This window comes from uncultured Nostoc sp. (genome assembly GCF_964245445.1).
GTDB lineage: Bacteria > Cyanobacteriota > Cyanobacteriia > Cyanobacteriales > Nostocaceae > Nostoc.
Window position 1 is genome coordinate 1 of sequence record NZ_CAXTNE010000172.1, and the last position, 17,142, is coordinate 17,142.

Below are 17,142 nucleotides of genomic sequence, written 5' to 3' on the forward strand. Positions count from 1 at the left end.
CCCCTGCCTCAGACGAATACCCTCACCTGTACTACCTACGGCTTGCAGCTACCATCCCCACAGTATGCCGATTGATATGTATTAGAACGCTTACCAAATATGGTGTAGCGGTTATCGCGGATTTGTTCGTAAAAGCGATCGCCTGCCCATTTCATCCCCGGTAAGGCTCGATAAGCGTCTACAAAAATACTTCCTGCTGGCAATAATCGTCCAATTTCTTCAGCTGCATTACTACCTTGCCAACGTCTCTGAGGTTCATTACCATCAATTAAAATCATCCCCTGTTCACAGTCTTGGGCTGTAATTCCCCACTGTAAAAGTGTTTGCTCATCTTGCATAGGATTGTAGCGAAACAGCTTTCCTTGGTCTAAGGTTTCTAGCAATTGCACTAGGGTAACGCAGAGATTACAATTTCCATCGTAGATTACGTAGTAATTCATAAAAATAATTGAGTTTTCAAATGTGTTTAAATACAACTTTGGTATTTTAGCTTAGAAAACCGTGGCGATCGCTCTTGCCTAAGTAACGCAGTAGTAAATAATCCGATCTACCTCAGCCAAAACAAAATTTAATTTGTTAAATATGCATAATGTCGTCTAGCTTAAGTTGTAAATTTGGTAATAGTTTAGACGAAATAGTATTTCCTAAGCGATATTGTTGCTGCTGGTACACACCGTTAACTAACTGACAAACAGTGAATGTGGGTTGTTTCGGATTGCCAATAAATTGCAAACCACCCAAGCCACTAAAATCTACAATCCAATATTCTGGGATGTTAAGAAAAGCGTATTCTTCCACCTTTCTTGCATAATCATCTTGCCAATTTGTGAGGCAGCGCGTTGGACGGGTTTCCCGGCTTGAAGCGACTGCCGTACTCACAACCTCAGCAACAAGCTTAATAGTACTACCGTTACAAATAATAGGTTCTTTTTGCCAAAGCGGTTCTTTACTAAGTTCTGCTTTATCTAAAACAATTACATCAGGACGCAGCGCTGTAGCTTCAGCCGCAGGTGGTTTAATCAGACAAGTTTTTGGAACTAGCCAGTTGAAATTAGAATTAAAAATTTCGACATAGATTCTACCAGCAATACTACCTGCAACAGCTTCATGTGGTCCTGTAGGTTCCATGTCTCTTAGTTGTCCGTCGATTAATTCATACCGTGTATTGTCACCATATTGGGCTATAAATTCCTCAAAGGTTAGTAGCTTGGGCGAGGTGTAGGTCATTATGTCTTGTTTTGAGTTTATTGTAGCGAAGGCATGAGGCATGGGGCATTGGGCATTGGGTAGGGAGAGTTAAAATTTGAAGTTTCACCCTTAGAGGCTTAACTTTTAAGTTTTAACTCCCCCTGACTTCTGAATTCTGAATTCTGAATTCTGCTGTATCATGCTTTTGGAATGGTAAACGCTATAGTTTTTCATTAATGAGAAAATATTCATGAGATACAAACTCTTGGGCAAAAGCGGGTTAAGAGTCTCTGAACTCTCCTTGGGAACCATGACCTTTGGTGAAGATTGGGGTTGGGGTGCATCTGTTGACGAAAGTCGTAAAATCTTTGATAGCTATACAGAAGCAGGGGGGAATTTCATTGATACCGCTAACGGTTATACCGATGGTAGCAGTGAAAAAATTGTCGGTGAGTTGATTGCTAAAGAACGAGAACGCTTTGTAGTTGCGACAAAATATTCCTTTCCTTTGCAGATGAATAACAAAAAGGGCGACCCTAACGCCAGTGGAAACCATCGCAAGAACTTAATCCAGTCTTTAGAAGGTAGCCTGAAACGACTGAATACCGATTATATTGATTTATTCTGGTTGCACGCTTGGGATTTCACAACACCTATTGAAGAAGTATTGCGATCGCTTGATGATGTAGTCCGTCAAGGTAAAGTACTTTACATCGGTATTTCTGACACACCCGCTTGGATTGTTTCCCAAGCAAATACCATTGCTCAATACCAAGGATGGACGCAGTTTGTCGCCCTGCAAATTGAGTATAGTTTAATTCAACGAACACCAGAACGTGACTTGCTACCGATGGCTAAAGCCTTAGATTTAGCAGTAACACCGTGGTCGCCTTTGGGTGGAGGTGTGCTTACAGGTAAGTATAATCAGCCTCCTCAAGCAGGCGATGAACAAGGGCGAGTTAAAACTTTGGGGGGAGAGATTTCTGAGAAGAATTTAGCGATCGCTCAAGTTGTCAGTGAAGTTGCAACCGAAATTGGACACACACCTTCACAAGTAGCATTAGCTTGGTTACATGCTCAAAGTGGTGTGATTATTCCGATAATTGGGGCACGTAAATTAACGCAGTTTCAAGATAACTTAGCGTCTTTAGATATCACTCTCTCGCCAGAACATTTGCAACGTTTAAATGAAGTGAGTCAAATTGAACTGGGTTTTCCCCATGACTTTTTGCACAATGATGTAATTCGCGATCGCCTTTTCGGTGGTACATTTAATACCATAGAAAACCATCGTATTAACTAATAGTAATAAACCTTAACATATTCAGGCATTAATTCAATCGGTCATCAGAGAGTTTCGCCAAGCTTTGCAATTCTGTAGAGTTAAATGTAAAAGGCATTAACAACGTAGAATCATGAGCGACAACAGCATTACATCACGTTTGTACCCTACCCGCATTGACATTCCCGCCGAAGCGCGAGTGCAAATCGTGGTACTTCTCAACCAAACTTTGGCAGCTACTTCGGATTTGAAAACCCAAGCAAAGCAAGCGCACTGGAACGTTAAAGGAACTGACTTTTACCAGTTACACCTATTATTTGATGAACTTGCTGGGGAATTGGAAGAGTACATCGATCTGGTAGCTGAACGCGTTACAGCTTTAGGCGGATACGCTTTCGGAACAGCCCGCGCCGCAGCTAGAAATTCAATTCTGCCAGAATATCCCTTAGATATTTTGGATGGTAAAGACCACGTAACAGCCTTGTCAGATCGTTATGCATTCTATGGTAAACATCTCCGGGAAGCGATCGATAAAACTGATGAATTAGGCGACCTCGATACTGCCGACCTTTACACCGAAATTTCCCGCACCATTGACAAACGACTCTGGTTCTTAGAAGCTCATCTGCAAGTAGCAGAAATTAAGGCAGAGAATGGTAAAGCGGGTGCTACTACAACTCAAAAGATACCTGTTGGTGTAAAATAAGCACTTTTGAGAAAAGTAGTATTTCTTAAATCTAGTAGTATCTTTTTGGTAAGTACGTCACTTATAAGTGCGTACTTTTCTTTTATATGTATATACTTTATTATTGAAATAGTTCAAATCTAGGTCGAAAAACTCCAGAATATCTTCGGCAAGTGATATCTCAAGATTAATACTTCAACTTCAATAAGCTAGTAGGTTAGTGAAAAAGTATGCTAATTCCCTTCTGATTACTAACTATTGTACAGACGCGATTAATGGCGTCTCTACTCCTAACTAAATACTGATTAACAACGAGGTAAATATATGTCTCAAAATACAATTAGCCATCTAATTCATGATAGAAACGCCCGTGGTCACGCTAAAATGGGCTGGCTCGATAGTTATCACACATTTTCCTTCGGTAGTTTTTACGATCCCAACCGTATGGGATTTCGTTCTCTGCGAGTGATCAACGACGATCGCATCGCCCCTGGTGCTGGATTCCCTACCCACAGCCATCGTGACATGGAAATCCTCACTTATGTCTTAGAAGGTGCTGTAGAGCATAAAGACAGCTTGGGTACTGGGTCAGTAATTCGTCCTGGTGATGCACAGATTATGAGTGCTGGAACTGGAATCAGCCACAGTGAATTTAATCCCTCGCCAACTGAACCACTACACTTGTTACAAATCTGGATTCTTCCCGATCAAGAAGGGTTGACACCAAGATATGAACAAAAAGCTTTTCCTTTGGAAGAAAAGCGCGGCAAATTACGTTTAATTGCTGCTAAAGATGGGCGCGATGGTGCTGTGACAATTCACCAAGATGTTGATTTATACACATCTGTTTTAGACTCAGGTGATGTTGTTAATTATCAAATTAAACCTGGTCGCTATGCCTGGTTACAAATAGCCCAAGGTATAGTTAACTTAAATGGTGAAGAACTTAGAGCAGGCGATGGAGTGCAAATCAACGGCGAAGAACAGCTAGAAATTAGCACCAATATCGGCGGTGAAATCTTACTTTTTGATTTAGCGTAATCTAGCAATCCTGAGTCATTGGTAAGAAACAAGATCCCCCACAACTTTTACGAAGTGGGGGATATTTAGTTTACAAAAATTTCTCGATTGGCGTGCGAGTATAGGTATTGCATTGGGAGTCGTAAAGATAGGGACACAAAATCACAATAGTTTTGAAGTATCCCTTTTTATAGTATAAAAGTACTATTAACTTTAGTTGTACAGCCATGCAGCCTCTTGTGCCAGTTACCACCAGACACCCCGAAGTCTTTAATGGCATTCCCACAGACAGCACTCGCTAAAACTTTGGTAGGGAAGAGGCTTGAAGTCACCAGGTTTTAGCGTTATTCAATTCCTTGAAAGGGTAATAGATGAGCTGAACTCACCTAATGACGAGCAAGCCGCGCTGATTAAGCTAACAATGGAGGCTAAAGCCATGAGCTACCCTGATAGATTTGACCAAGAGAACCTACTCAACTTGCACAAGGCTAAAATTTACCTTGAGATGGCTATCAGGTTATTAAGTCAGTAAATCAGTTTATAACCGTAACACACTTAGTCCCCGGCATCTTAAGCTTAGGGACTTTTTTATGTCCTATATACCTAAAGTTGTTGGACTATTAGTCTAAGAACTTTAGGGATATAAAATAGATAGGAATAGGGGGTAGAAAGAAATAGTCAATTGATTTTGTAAATTAAATTAGAAAATTACTAGACAGATAATTCCCTCAACATAGTGGCTCAAATGTACTAGTAAGGGTCAAATACTAGAAAATTAGTAGAAGTAAAGTGTAACAGGCATGAAACCATTGGAAATACGTGATTCTGTTGATTCTCGATATAACCCAGCAGCGATTGAGGAAAAATGGCAAAAAACATGGGTAGAACTTGGCTTAGATAAAACACCGACAGCTAGCAATAAGCCAAAATTCTACGCTTTATCCATGTTCCCTTATCCATCGGGCAGCCTACACATGGGTCACGTCCGTAATTATACGATTACCGATGTGATTGCCCGCCTTAAACGAATGCAAGGGTATCGAGTAATACATCCAATGGGTTGGGATGCCTTTGGCTTGCCAGCAGAAAATGCCGCCATTGACCGTGGGGTACCGCCAGCAAAGTGGACTTATCAGAATATGGCCCAAATGCGGCAACAATTGCAGCGTCTTGGTTTATCCATTGACTGGGAATGTGAACTTGCTACTTGTTCACCCGATTATTACAAGTGGACGCAATGGATTTTCTTGCAGTTTTTGCAAGCGGGGTTAGCTTACCAAAAAGAAGCGGCAGTAAATTGGGACCCCATTGACCAAACTGTATTGGCAAATGAGCAAGTCGATAACGAAGGACGTTCTTGGCGCAGTGGCGCAATAGTTGAGCGCAAATTGTTACGACAATGGTTTTTCAAGATTACCGATTATGCCGAAGAATTACTCAATGACTTGGATAAGTTAACAGGTTGGCCGGAACGCGTTAAATTAATGCAGGCAAACTGGATTGGCAAATCCACAGGCGCTTACTTAGAATTTCCCATCATTGGGATAGATGAAAAAATCGCCGTGTACACCACACGTCCAGATACCGTTTATGGTGTCAGCTACCTGGTGTTAGCACCAGAACATCCTTTAACAAAACGTGTCACTACAAAAGAACAACAAGCGGCGGTAGAAGCTTTTATTAAGGAGGTTTCCAATCAAAGTGAGTTGGAACGTACTGCTGAAGACAAACCGAAGCGGGGTATTTCCACCGGTGGGGTAGCAATTAACCCATTTTCAGGGGAAGAAGTGCCGATTTGGATTGCTGACTATGTACTGTATGAATATGGTACTGGGGCAGTAATGGGTGTACCAGCCCACGATGTCCGGGATTTTAAGTTTGCCAAAAATTACGATTTGCCAATTGATTTTGTCATCGCTTCCCCAGATGATGTTGCAGGTTTTGACTTAACTCCAACATCAGAAATTAATGAAGTCACACAACTCATCCAAATTGAATATAACCAGGCATACACTGAACCAGGAATTTTAATTAATTCTGGGTCTTTTACTGGTATGACTTCCACAGATGCTAAACAAGCAATAATTGAACACGCCGAACAACAAGGTTTTGGTAAAGTACGGGTGCAATATCGCTTGCGGGATTGGTTAATTTCGCGGCAGCGTTATTGGGGCGCACCGATACCTGTAATTCACTGTCCCAACTGTGGGATAGTGCCAGTGCCTGACAAAGATTTACCTGTACAGCTACCAGAAGAGGTGGAATTTACTGGACGTGGCGGTTCACCTTTAACTCAGTTGGAAAGCTGGGTAAATGTGCCTTGTCCAACTTGTGGCACTCCTGCGAAGCGGGAAACCGACACGATGGATACTTTTATTGATTCCTCGTGGTATTTCTTACGGTTCCCTGACGCTAAGAATGAACAACAGGTTTTTGATTCCAGTAAAATTAACGACTGGATGCCAGTTGATCAGTATGTAGGTGGAATTGAACACGCGATTTTACATTTGTTGTATTCGCGCTTCTTTACTAAGGTACTACGCGATCGCGGTTTGTTAAACTTTGATGAACCCTTTCAACGCTTGTTAACTCAAGGTATGGTACAGGGTTTAACTTACCTAAATCCCAACAAGGGCGGCAAAGATAAATGGATTCCCTCTAATCTGGTAAATTCAGCCGACCCCCGCGACCCGCAGACAGGCGAACCACTGCAACGTCTCTACGCCACCATGTCTAAATCAAAGGGCAACGGTGTAGCACCAGAAGATGTAATTGCTAAATATGGTGTAGATACAGCGCGGATGTTCATCTTATTCAAAGCGCCGCCAGAAAAAGACCTGGAATGGGATGAAGCCGATGTGGAAGGACAATTCCGCTTTTTAAATCGGGTTTGGCGTTTGGTGACAGATTATGTTGCAGATGGGGTATCCCGTAAGCAAGCCCAACTCGCTGATTTAACTAAAGCAGAAAAAGAATTGCGGCGGGCGATTCACACTGCTATTCAAGCAGTGACGGAAGATGTGGAAGACGAATATCAATTCAACACAGCTATTTCAGAATTGATGAAGTTGAGTAACGCCCTAACTGATGCTGACGGAAAAAATTCACCAATTTACGCAGAAGGTATTCGGACTTTGGTGGTATTACTAGCACCCTTTGCACCACACATTGCTGATGAATTGTGGCATTTATTGGGTGAAAGTAATTCAGTTCACACTCAAACTTGGCCGTCATTTGACCCGGCTGCTTTGGTAGCTGATGAAATCACTTTAGTAATTCAAATTATGGGCAAAACTCGCGGCTCGATTCAAGTACCAGCACAAGCAGATAAAGCAGCGTTGGAGAAATATGCCCGTGAATCAGAAATTGCCCAACGTTACATCGAAGGTAAGGAGATTAAAAAGGTAATTGTCGTGCCTGGAAAGTTGGTAAATTTTGTAGTTAGCTAAGTACAGCTTTGCCTAACATTGTGGCGAATTGAGGGTTGAAATTTAAACGCAAAGTGGCGCAGAGGAAAGCGCAGAGGCACGCGGAGAATTCGCTTTTTATAACAGTAGTTTACCTTTCTGGTATATGTGTATTTAAAAACATCTGTATTATCTTCCAGAGAGTTGAACTGTTTTATTTATACACGAAAAAACGCTTGAGAGTTTTGCTCACTCAAGCGTTTCCCCGTAAAAGCTTATACCAACTCACTCGTTTGATGCAACATTTGAAATCTGCAACGCCCCCTTATCAGAGAGCATTGCGGGGATAACTTGTGACAAACATGTGGTGAAATGGTATCACTCCTTGCACTAATTAAGAATATCTCTTTTGCAAGAATACCGGGGATCTGGTGAGTGACAGTTTATGAACTGAACACTAGTTAAAAACGACTCATCATGAATGGTAACTAACAAGACTAAGCACGATTGTAGCAATTTTGTAAGTATAGTATAAAAACTTATAGTTTATTAGCTATCGCCTACCACTGAGTACAGTTTCAAAATGTGCAGCAAGTAGCAGCATAATTATCTCAAAATTGGCAGCAAATGAACTGGAAAGCATTAGTAGGAAATCGCCATCGATTAGGCTAGATAAGCCTTTGATATTGACATCGAAGCGATTTGGAGGGGAATAAATTATCAGATACTCAATGGATAAAAGTATTCTTTAGAGGATGGCAACCGAAGAACAAATGCTCGACCCAAGCAGACTGAAAAGTTTGGGTTAGGTGTCTTCTATCTCTTAGCAAACGGCGACATCCAACCCTTCCGCATAGTGTAGGCGGTTACCTCCTTCGTTGAAGCAAAACACAGCTTTTTCACTGACGATTTCCGCGATATTCAAAACGATTTCGCGTGTTTCTATAAAAACAACTGAGGCGGATTATGGGTAAGATTTAAGAATTTATTATACCTATGCCTCATCTAGATAGACGTTTCACCTTTGGTTAAAATAGCCGCTCTCTTACGAGCAAACGCCTTAACCTGTTGTCTAGGTGTGTGGTAAGATTGCCTGGAACAGAGGTTTTATCTGAGTTGGAGTCTCGTATAAATTGCAAAGGTCAAGCTGATTGATCATTAACTCCCACGATACTTTTCCTATGGATTTGGAAAATATACAACAAGGCTGGTGACGAACTGAGTGGAATTTATAGATGAATATCTAAAATTTGCTATCAGACTTAACCAACTCCCACAATTTTGACTTTTATTTGATTTTTAGGATACACACATGAACGACAAGCTGATGCTGATGATTCCAGGCCCAACTCCGGTGCCAGAAGCTGCCTTACTGGCATTAGCCAAGCATCCGATTGGGCACCGCACCAGTGAATTTAGCAACATATTGGCAGAGGTGACGGAAAACCTCAAGTGGCTGCACCAAACTCAAAATGATGTGCTAACGCTAAATGTGAGTGGTACGGGTGCTGTAGAAGCCGGAATAATTAATTTTCTCTCTCCAGGCGATCGCATTTTAGTTGGTTCTAATGGTAAATTTGGCGAACGCTGGGTAGAAATCGGTCAAGCCTACGGTTTGAATGTAGAAGAAGTTAAGGTGGAATGGGGAAAACCCTTAGACCCTACAGTATTTGCCGAAAAACTTCAAGCAGATACCCAAAAGCAAATTAAAGCCGTAATCATTACCCACAGCGAAACCTCTACGGGTGTTTTGAATGATTTAGAAAGCATCAACCGCCACGTCAAAGAACACGGTGAAGCTTTAATTATCGTTGATGCCGTCACTAGCTTAGGTGCGTTCAATCTACCTGTGGATGCTTGGGGCTTGGATATAGTCGCTTCCGGTTCCCAAAAAGGTTATATGATTCCGCCGGGATTGGGTTTTGTCTCTGTCAGCCCCAAAGCTTGGGAAGCTTACAAAACTGCGAAGTTACCGAAATATTATTTGGACTTAGGCAAATATCGCAAAGCCACAGCCAAAAATACAACTCCATTTACTCCGCCTGTGAACTTGATCGTAGCGCTGCATACCACGTTGCGAATCATGAAAGAGGAAGGTTTGGAATCAATATTTGCTCGACATGAACGGCTGAAAAATGCTACCCGTGCCGCCATTCAAGGGTTAAATTTACCCCTGTTTGCAGCAGATAGTTCCGCCAGTCCGGCAATTACGGCTGTAGCACCACAAGGAATTGAATCGGATAAGATTCGCTCATTGATGAAAAAACGCTTTGATATTGCCCTAGCAGGTGGTCAAGACCATTTGAGTAACAAAATTTTCCGCATTGGTCACTTGGGCTTTGTGAGCGATCGCGATATTCTTAGCTGTATAGCATCCTTAGAAGTTACCCTAAGAGAACTTGGCTATGAAGATTTCACCCCTGGATCTGGTATAGCGGCAGCAGTCAAAGTATTTAGTCAGTTTTGATTACTGAGCATTAAATCAAAAGAGCGAGTTGATAATTTAACTCGCTTTTTTAATTTGTATATAAATGAGTAAAAACCGTCAAAGTTAATAAACCTATACAACCTTTGCACAAGTTAGAGTGGATTGTGACATGCCCCAATTTTCATAAATTATACTAAGTTCCTCTAAATAGTATTATTTGCTTTGAAGACAGTTGCATAAATTATTTGACACCAAACAAGACTAATTTTGGCAACTTAGCATGATACCGAATTGTGATAAATAGTATTCTTTTAGATTTTGATAACAGCCTTTTAGTAAAGACTTTTAATCCAAAATCCAAAATTATTATGACTTTTGACTTTTGACTTTTAACTTTTGACTTACCCAAAGGGGCTGAACTATGCCGTTTCCAGCCAATCATAAATTTGGTCTAACTGCTCTAAAGTAATCAAACCATACTGCCAAAGAATCATTGCCAAAGGGCCTGGATCTTGCTCCCGATGCCGAAGCGCCACTGCCAGCGATGCTGTGGAAATTGCCAAATCTTCTTGCAAAAAATTAATCAGTCGAGAATATTTTGATGGTGACATTTGTGTCTCACCTCCCTGTGCAGAATGTATTGTCATATATAAGTTCACCTTGCTCGGTAGTCAGTAGCCAGTATTTTATCTGTCACTTTGCCGTTATCGGCCATACACCCCAGCAGAGTTTTTTTGATTTGCCTTTAACAGAGGCTTCTCATAGAAAATCTGAGAAATAGAAATTTTCGTACAAATTATCTGCTCGATTTTTAAGCAGTATTTTTACTTAGTTAAATTGGCTCCATTTTGTTTACTTTTGTGCGTTATTTAATTACACATGCAGTAACAAAGATTCCATAGCCTATACTCTCTTATTGGCGACTATTCACACTTGCGCCCAAGGGAATATTTTTGCCAAACCTTAAGACTGCGATTTAAGGTTGGAGACAGTAGAATTTTACATTATTACTACAGTTTTTAAATAGTAGCGTTACAGATGAAATTTTTCCACAAGACGTGCCATTTTTTACAAAAAAAACATAGATTTCGATAGTATAGACTCTGAACAGAGCAACCATCCAAATCTTTATCTCCGCAAAGCACCGAAGTCTCAAGGCTCAATTTTGACAATATCGCCCACTTTTAATTTCAACTCGGCAGCCCTGCCAGAGCGAAGTTCAATCACCTTATCGATTGGTGTATTGGGCCCATAGGTAGGACAAGGCTCAGTTGCACAAGGAGGTGCAGAAGCCTGAATATATTTAACTACACCGTTTTGTAAAAATACCATATCCAAGGGCACAGGTACATTCTTCATCCAGAAACTAACCGGTTGTGGTGAAGGGAACCCAAACAACATCCCCCGATTATTTGGCAAAGCTTGTCGATACATCAACCCCATCGCTTGCTGTTGTGGTGTCTGCGCCACTTCTAACTGAATGATTGTGCCATTAGGAACAATGGCTTTAGCGGAAATTGGTAGTTTTTGACCTAAGCTCTGTGGTGCTGGAGTTTGAGAAGCAGATGTGGGGCGGGGAGGTTTAGCTGTTGTTGGCACAGAACAGCCTATCAGTAAAATACTCAGCAACATTGAGAGCAAACTTAGTCGATGAGTCATAATTATTTTTGATTTTGTAATTTAGATTTCAATTTTACAGAATTTAAGCTAGAAAACTCACGACTTTTATTCGTCCTTTCAGGGGGCAGGAGGCAGGAGGAATCCACACGTTATACGAGGTGGGATTGAAGCAAGAACGCTTTGTGCCTCGTGGCACTTTCTGCGACGCTCGTAAGCGTTGCGGTAGCGTTCGCGTAGCGTCTCGTAGAGAGGAACGAGCGTCCGTAGGAGCGTCTGATTCGCTAACGCTGCGCTATCTGCCTGCTGCCTTCTTTTGTAAACTTCTGCCACAGTGTACTAAGATTCTCTCAAAACGTACCCTACGCCTCGCACCGTTTGAATGAGGCGCTTTTGTCCTTCATCTTCGATTTTTAACCGCAAGTAGCGGATGTACACTTCAATTACATTCGACTCACCCAGAAAGTCATAACCCCAAACATTTTCTAAAATTTGTTCGCGGGTTAACACCTCACGGGGATGTTCCATTAAGAATTTTAATAGTTCAAATTCTTTCATTGTCAAGTCAATTGCCCGCCCGCTATGTATGGCACGGCGAGTTGCCATATCTAAAATCAGATCCCCAAAGCGTAACTGCTCCGTGGTATCCACATCAGGTTTTAAGTAGAGCCGAATCAACTTCAAAAAGTCTTCTGAGCGATAAGGCTTCAGGATGTAATCATCCGCTCCTGCTTCTAGACAAGCTACACGATCATCGACTGTATCCCTTGCCATTAAAATTAACACAGGCGATCGCATACCAGTGCTTCTTAGATTTTTGCACAATGAGAGTCCTGATTCTCCTGCTAGCATCCGGTCTAAAACAATTAAAGCAGGCTGGCGATCGCGACAGTGTTGTAAACCACTGCTTGCATCATGAGCCAAAATTGATTCATAGCCGGCTTCTTGCAAATCGCAAGAAAGCTGATTTGCTAGGCTCTCATCGGTTTCAATCACCAAAACACAGGGACTTGGAGCAACTGTCATAACAATTTGGGATATTGGATTTGGGATTGTAAAGATATTCCAAAGAAAATCTTTACATCAGTTAGAAGTGCAATTACGAGTTTTTAATGATGGAACAATCCTGATTTGACACGCTGCTAAGAATCTTTTAGCACGTTCAGGTGTCAGCCATCTAATTCTCCGATGCAATCTTAATAACTAACTCCAAATACCATCCTTACACCAGTAATTCTGGAAGGAAATCACCCAACTGGGTAGTGAAGAGCATGAAAATGGTGAAAAAAGGGGAGAAATAACTCCTAACTCCTAACTCCTGTACAGACACGATTAATCGCGTCTGCACTCCTAACTACGGCAATTCTACCGAAGTTGGTTTAGCAATATGTGGTAAACCCCAACCTAATTTTTCTCGCAGAATTCGGAAAAACTCAGGCGGTTGCAGGCGAATAAATCGGACACTATATTGCGATCGCTCCATATATACTCTATCTTCTGGTAGTACATAGCACCCTCCATTACCATCCACCACCATTACCAGCCGAGGAATGTTGACTGGGTAAATGTTGACCGATTCAGTGTCTGGAAATACTAATGCTCTAGAAGCTAGAGAATGGGGACAAATGGGTACTAGCTGTAAAGCAGGTACGCCAGGGGTGACAACAGGGCCACCAGCGCTCAATGAGTAAGCTGTAGAACCAGTAGGCGTAGAAACAATTACACCATCTGCTGCAATATCTACTGGCGCATGACGCCCTATGGCAATTTCAAAATGGCACATAGAGGTCAAAGGTTCGCGGTGCAGCACCATTTCATTCAAGCAGAGGGCTTCCCACAGCACTGAATCTCCCCGAAACACTTTGACGGTGAGCATGGCTCGTTCTTCAATTTCATACTCACCCGCCATTGCCTGTTCTAATGCTTGGGGCAATTGATTCAGGAAGGTCTCTGTCAAAAATCCCATGTGGCCGGTATTCACTGTTAGCAGTGGAATACCACAGGGGGCCACCTGACGAGACGCTGCTAAAACAGTACCGTCTCCCCCTAATACCACTGCAAACTCCATATCTGAGTCAAAACCAGGGGGCGTTAGACCGTCAATGGGGGTGTGGCATACAGGACTCTCTGGGTTAGAGTAGCCCAATATTCCACCGATACTTGATGTGATACACACATCCCAACCGGCAGTGGTTAGCTTGTCTTTCAACTCGATAGCGACACGGCCCGCTATCGGTTTAACGTCATTGTAGATAATGCCTGCTTTCGGCACACTCAAATATCCAAGTTTAGGCGATGCTCTGTATTATGTAATCCTTACACATTTTGGTCATGTAGTCATTAATCTAGAGTCAAATATCTAGAGTCTAAAGTTTCATGACTAATATCCGTTTTGTAATAACTATTGACTATTGGCTTTTGAAGACTGTTTAAAAGGAGTTTTTTTAGGTTTCTGCTTTTTATTTTTATTTTTCTGATAATCTAACTCTTTGAGCTTCTTCATTATTCGGCTGAAGTACTCTTGTAGATAGCTTTCTAGGGTTGTGGTTTGTTGCGGATCTATGCCAAAAACTGTGTATACTTCATCCATTGAAGCATTTAACTCTTTACCACTAGCCAATACTTCTGTAAATGCTAGCCTGTCTGCAACGTTCCATCCCCACTGAAAGAACCGCATTAAGCCCCGCACAGCACGCAGCAAGGTTATTGGCATCCGCGTTACCCTGGCGTCTTTTCCAGATAAACGTTCGCATAGGTTGATGATTTCTTTTGCACTCCAGGCACGAGTACCGACTACAGGAAAAGTTTGGTTTTGCGTTTCTGGCACACTCAATGCACGGATTGCGAACTTAGCAATGTCCTGAGTATCCATATAAGCGATGGGAGAAGAATTACCAGTCACCCAAACTGGCTGTGATTCCAAAATAGGAATCCCGTACTGACCGATTAATCCTTGCATAAACCCAGCTAGCCGCAAGATGGTGTAATTTAAGCCAGACTCAGCCAGGAAGAGTTCTGTACACCGCTTAATTTCCATTAACGGCACTTCTGGGTATTTATCAGCATCTAATATCGAAAAGAAAATAAAACGCTCTACACCTGCTGCTTTTGCTGCTTGAATCAATGCTACTTTGCCGTCCCAGTCTACTTGTTTGATACTCAGTGAATCTGTAGGACGAGATGTTGACGCATCAATAACTTGGGTTACACCAACTAAAGCTTCGGCTAAGGTATCGGGATAACGTAAATTTCCCGTTACAAGTTCTGCACCCCATTCTTTGAGAAAAGCTGCTTTTTTACTGCTTCGGACAAGACAGCGTACTTTATATCCCTCATCGATTGCACGACGAGCCACTTGTCTTCCTAAGGTGCCAGTGGCACCGACGATTAATAATGTCATGAGGGTTGTAATAAATTTTATTGTTTTATGAAAAGAATGTTATCAGAATAACCTATGCAAACAAAACTTTACATTTTTTCTAAGAAAATCGTTTGTTATAAACAGACTCATGGGAAAATGGCTGTCCGGTAAACGGACAGATTTTTTCCCAGTTAGCGAAAAGTATGAACGCCAGCTTGGGGCGAACAGAACTTTTCAAGGCAGAGGAAAACCTCTTCCCTCTCACTAGCCAATTACCGTAGGGATTATTCTTCTGTGCCTTGAATTTTTAGTAACAACGCGCCTAAGCCCCAGCCTACGAAGATTAAACCGAAGGACAATAGAGCTGCATTCAAAAGTTCGCCGCCCATTGGTGTGATTCTCCTTATGCAAATTAGTGTGTGTAAACTAGGTCTATCAGAAGCTCTTGAATTGTTGCTGTAGAATTAGACCTGTGTAAATAATCTTAAACTAGTTTAGCAAGTAATCCCTACTGGTTTGGCGGCAATCCCTACTGTAGAGCGGGAGAACAGGGGGATGGTGAAAAAGTTTGATGATCATAATTATGAATAAATTTTATGTATCAAAATAATTTCGATAATCTAGTGAATTTTACTAAAAAAAATCGCCCGCGTTTGGCGTTGACGTTGGGAGATCCGGCGGGAATTGGGCCGGAGGTGATTTTGAAAGCTTTAGCAGAACCGGAAATTAGTAAAAAATATGACGTTACAGTGGTGGGAAACCGGGATTTGCTGGCACAGATTTATTACAAACTGAATTTAATCGATAATTTAGCACCTTTGGCAAATCCAGACGAGTTGTCAGTTATTGATGTGGAGTTGGATCGGGAAATTAAAGGTGAAATTATCGCCGGAATAGGAAATGTGGCCAGTGGTGCGGCTAGTTTTGCGTATATGGAATGTGCGATCGCTCAAACACTGGCTGGTAAATTTGATGCTATTGTCACAGGGCCGATCGCTAAATCTGCTTGGAAAGCCGCCGGGTATAATTATCCAGGGCAAACGGAACTTTTGGCAGAAAAATCAGGTGTTGATCGTTTTGGGATGTTATTTGTGGCGCGATCGCCCCATACTAATTGGACACTCCGCGCTTTACTAGCTACCACACATATTCCTTTACGTCAAGTAGCCGACACATTGACACCGCAGTTGTTGACACAGAAATTGGATTTGCTGGTGGAGTGCTTGGAGAAAGACTTTGGGATAGAAAATGGGAGAATTGCGATCGCGGGTTTAAATCCCCACAGTGGCGAACAGGGGCAATTGGGACATGAAGAACAGGATTGGTTAATTCCCTGGTTGGAGCAAGAGCGGCAAAATAGACCACAATTACAGCTAGATGGGCCAATACCGCCAGATACGATGTGGGTTAAACCTGGTCAAGCTTGGTATGGAAATTCTTTAGTACAAAATCCTGCTGATGGCTACTTGGCACTTTACCACGACCAAGGCTTAATTCCTGTGAAGCTGATGGCGTTTGATCGGGCAGTTAATACTTCTATTGGTCTTCCTTTCGTTCGGACTTCACCAGACCACGGAACAGCGTTTGATATTGCGGGTAAGGGAATTGCGGATGCTACGAGTATGAAAGCAGCAATACATTTAGCGGCTGAGTTGGTTAGTCAAAGATTGGCTAAGAAAAATGATGAATGATTATGTCTATAAATATAACTTTTCACGAAGTACTAATTAAAAGTATTTAAGACCCATTAGAAGCATTATTTTACTCATAATCTCAACTGTTTCCCAGTGTTAACACTCCCGCCGGAAAATCCACCACTAAACATCGATCTTTCAGCCACTGACGACCGAGTAAAAGTTCCGAAACTCCATCGCCTGCATAAACAAGGATATTAAACTCTTGTCCATCTATTCGCACTTTTCCAGCGTAGATATCAAACTTTGCTTCCCCCTTTGCTAGTTGCATATTTCGTTCACCTAAATACACCCAATCAAATTCCTCTAAATCCTGCTTGTCAATAGCTAGCCAGCCTGAAAATCCTGTATCTAGCATGGCATCGACAGGTAATTCTAAACCATTAGTAGCAATTAACTCTATTTCAACCTGAGTTCGATGTAAGAAAAAGTCTGAAAAGTAGACAGGGTAGAGCTTGTA

Annotated in this window: 15 protein-coding genes; 6 read left to right on the plus strand and 9 right to left on the minus strand. The window is 41.9% G+C overall.

What is annotated here, in order from left to right; all coding sequences use genetic code 11:
• Positions 1-35 precede the first annotated feature (35 nt).
• Together ACFE90_RS24345 and ACFE90_RS24350 are read right to left on the minus strand one after the other, a co-directional pair.
• Positions 36-440 carry a thiol-disulfide oxidoreductase DCC family protein gene (locus ACFE90_RS24345; protein WP_375505040.1) on the minus strand — a complete coding sequence of 135 codons (405 nt, stop codon included), beginning with the start codon at positions 438-440 and terminating at the stop codon, positions 36-38.
• A gap of 136 nt (positions 441-576) precedes the next feature.
• Entirely contained in the window at positions 577-1,227 is a 651-nt protein-coding gene (locus ACFE90_RS24350; protein WP_375505041.1) for a Uma2 family endonuclease, read from the minus strand.
• A 211-nt stretch (positions 1,228-1,438) separates the two neighbouring features.
• Here ACFE90_RS24350 and ACFE90_RS24355 point away from each other — a divergent pair, with 211 nt between their 5' ends.
• The 5 genes from ACFE90_RS24355 (at position 1,439) to ACFE90_RS24375 (ending at position 10,049) form a co-directional block, all read left to right on the plus strand.
• Positions 1,439-2,491 carry an aldo/keto reductase gene (locus ACFE90_RS24355; protein ID WP_375505042.1) on the plus strand — a complete coding sequence of 351 codons (1,053 nt, stop codon included), beginning with the start codon at positions 1,439-1,441 and terminating at the stop codon, positions 2,489-2,491.
• Positions 2,492-2,603: 112 nt separating this feature from the next.
• Positions 2,604-3,176, plus strand: coding sequence for a DNA starvation/stationary phase protection protein Dps (dps, locus tag ACFE90_RS24360; protein ID WP_375505043.1), 573 nt, complete (start codon positions 2,604-2,606; stop codon positions 3,174-3,176).
• Positions 3,177-3,479: 303 nt separating this feature from the next.
• A complete protein-coding gene (locus ACFE90_RS24365; RefSeq protein WP_375505044.1) occupies positions 3,480-4,196 on the plus strand; it encodes a pirin family protein in 717 nt (238 codons plus the stop codon).
• A gap of 779 nt (positions 4,197-4,975) precedes the next feature.
• On the plus strand, positions 4,976-7,624 hold the full coding sequence (leuS, locus tag ACFE90_RS24370) for a leucine--tRNA ligase (protein ID WP_375505045.1): 2,649 nt from the start codon (positions 4,976-4,978) through the stop codon (positions 7,622-7,624).
• Between the two features lie 1,270 nt (positions 7,625-8,894).
• The gene (locus tag ACFE90_RS24375; RefSeq protein WP_375505046.1) at positions 8,895-10,049 is read left to right on the plus strand and encodes a pyridoxal-phosphate-dependent aminotransferase family protein; all 1,155 of its coding nucleotides are present in this window, start codon (positions 8,895-8,897) and stop codon (positions 10,047-10,049) included.
• Positions 10,050-10,429: 380 nt separating this feature from the next.
• On the opposite strand, the gene ACFE90_RS24380 is transcribed toward ACFE90_RS24375, so the two are convergent.
• From ACFE90_RS24380 to ACFE90_RS24405, 6 genes are all read right to left on the minus strand, one after another.
• On the minus strand, positions 10,430-10,657 hold the full coding sequence (locus tag ACFE90_RS24380) for a DUF2949 domain-containing protein (RefSeq protein WP_196527497.1): 228 nt from the start codon (positions 10,655-10,657) through the stop codon (positions 10,430-10,432).
• Positions 10,658-11,162: 505 nt separating this feature from the next.
• Complete coding sequence (locus ACFE90_RS24385; RefSeq protein ID WP_375505047.1) at positions 11,163-11,669, minus strand: DUF192 domain-containing protein; 507 nt, start codon at positions 11,667-11,669, stop codon at positions 11,163-11,165.
• Positions 11,670-11,966: 297 nt separating this feature from the next.
• A complete protein-coding gene (nblR, locus tag ACFE90_RS24390) occupies positions 11,967-12,653 on the minus strand; it encodes a response regulator transcription factor NblR (RefSeq protein WP_375505048.1) in 687 nt (228 codons plus the stop codon).
• Positions 12,654-12,981: 328 nt separating this feature from the next.
• A complete protein-coding gene (locus tag ACFE90_RS24395; RefSeq protein WP_229488707.1) occupies positions 12,982-13,899 on the minus strand; it encodes an NAD(+) kinase in 918 nt (305 codons plus the stop codon).
• Positions 13,900-14,028: 129 nt separating this feature from the next.
• Positions 14,029-15,027 carry an SDR family oxidoreductase gene (locus ACFE90_RS24400; RefSeq protein WP_375505049.1) on the minus strand — a complete coding sequence of 333 codons (999 nt, stop codon included), beginning with the start codon at positions 15,025-15,027 and terminating at the stop codon, positions 14,029-14,031.
• Between the two features lie 245 nt (positions 15,028-15,272).
• On the minus strand, positions 15,273-15,377 hold the full coding sequence (locus tag ACFE90_RS24405) for a PetM family cytochrome b6-f complex subunit 7 (protein WP_118167852.1): 105 nt from the start codon (positions 15,375-15,377) through the stop codon (positions 15,273-15,275).
• Between the two features lie 207 nt (positions 15,378-15,584).
• Between ACFE90_RS24405 and pdxA the strand changes: the two genes are divergently transcribed.
• Positions 15,585-16,679, plus strand: coding sequence for a 4-hydroxythreonine-4-phosphate dehydrogenase PdxA (pdxA, locus tag ACFE90_RS24410; protein WP_375505050.1), 1,095 nt, complete (start codon positions 15,585-15,587; stop codon positions 16,677-16,679).
• Positions 16,680-16,761: 82 nt separating this feature from the next.
• Here the strand turns inward: pdxA and ACFE90_RS24415 are convergent, their stop codons facing one another.
• Positions 16,762-17,085 carry an aspartyl protease gene (locus tag ACFE90_RS24415; protein WP_375505051.1) on the minus strand — a complete coding sequence of 108 codons (324 nt, stop codon included), beginning with the start codon at positions 17,083-17,085 and terminating at the stop codon, positions 16,762-16,764.
• Between the last annotated feature and the right edge of the window lie 57 nt (positions 17,086-17,142).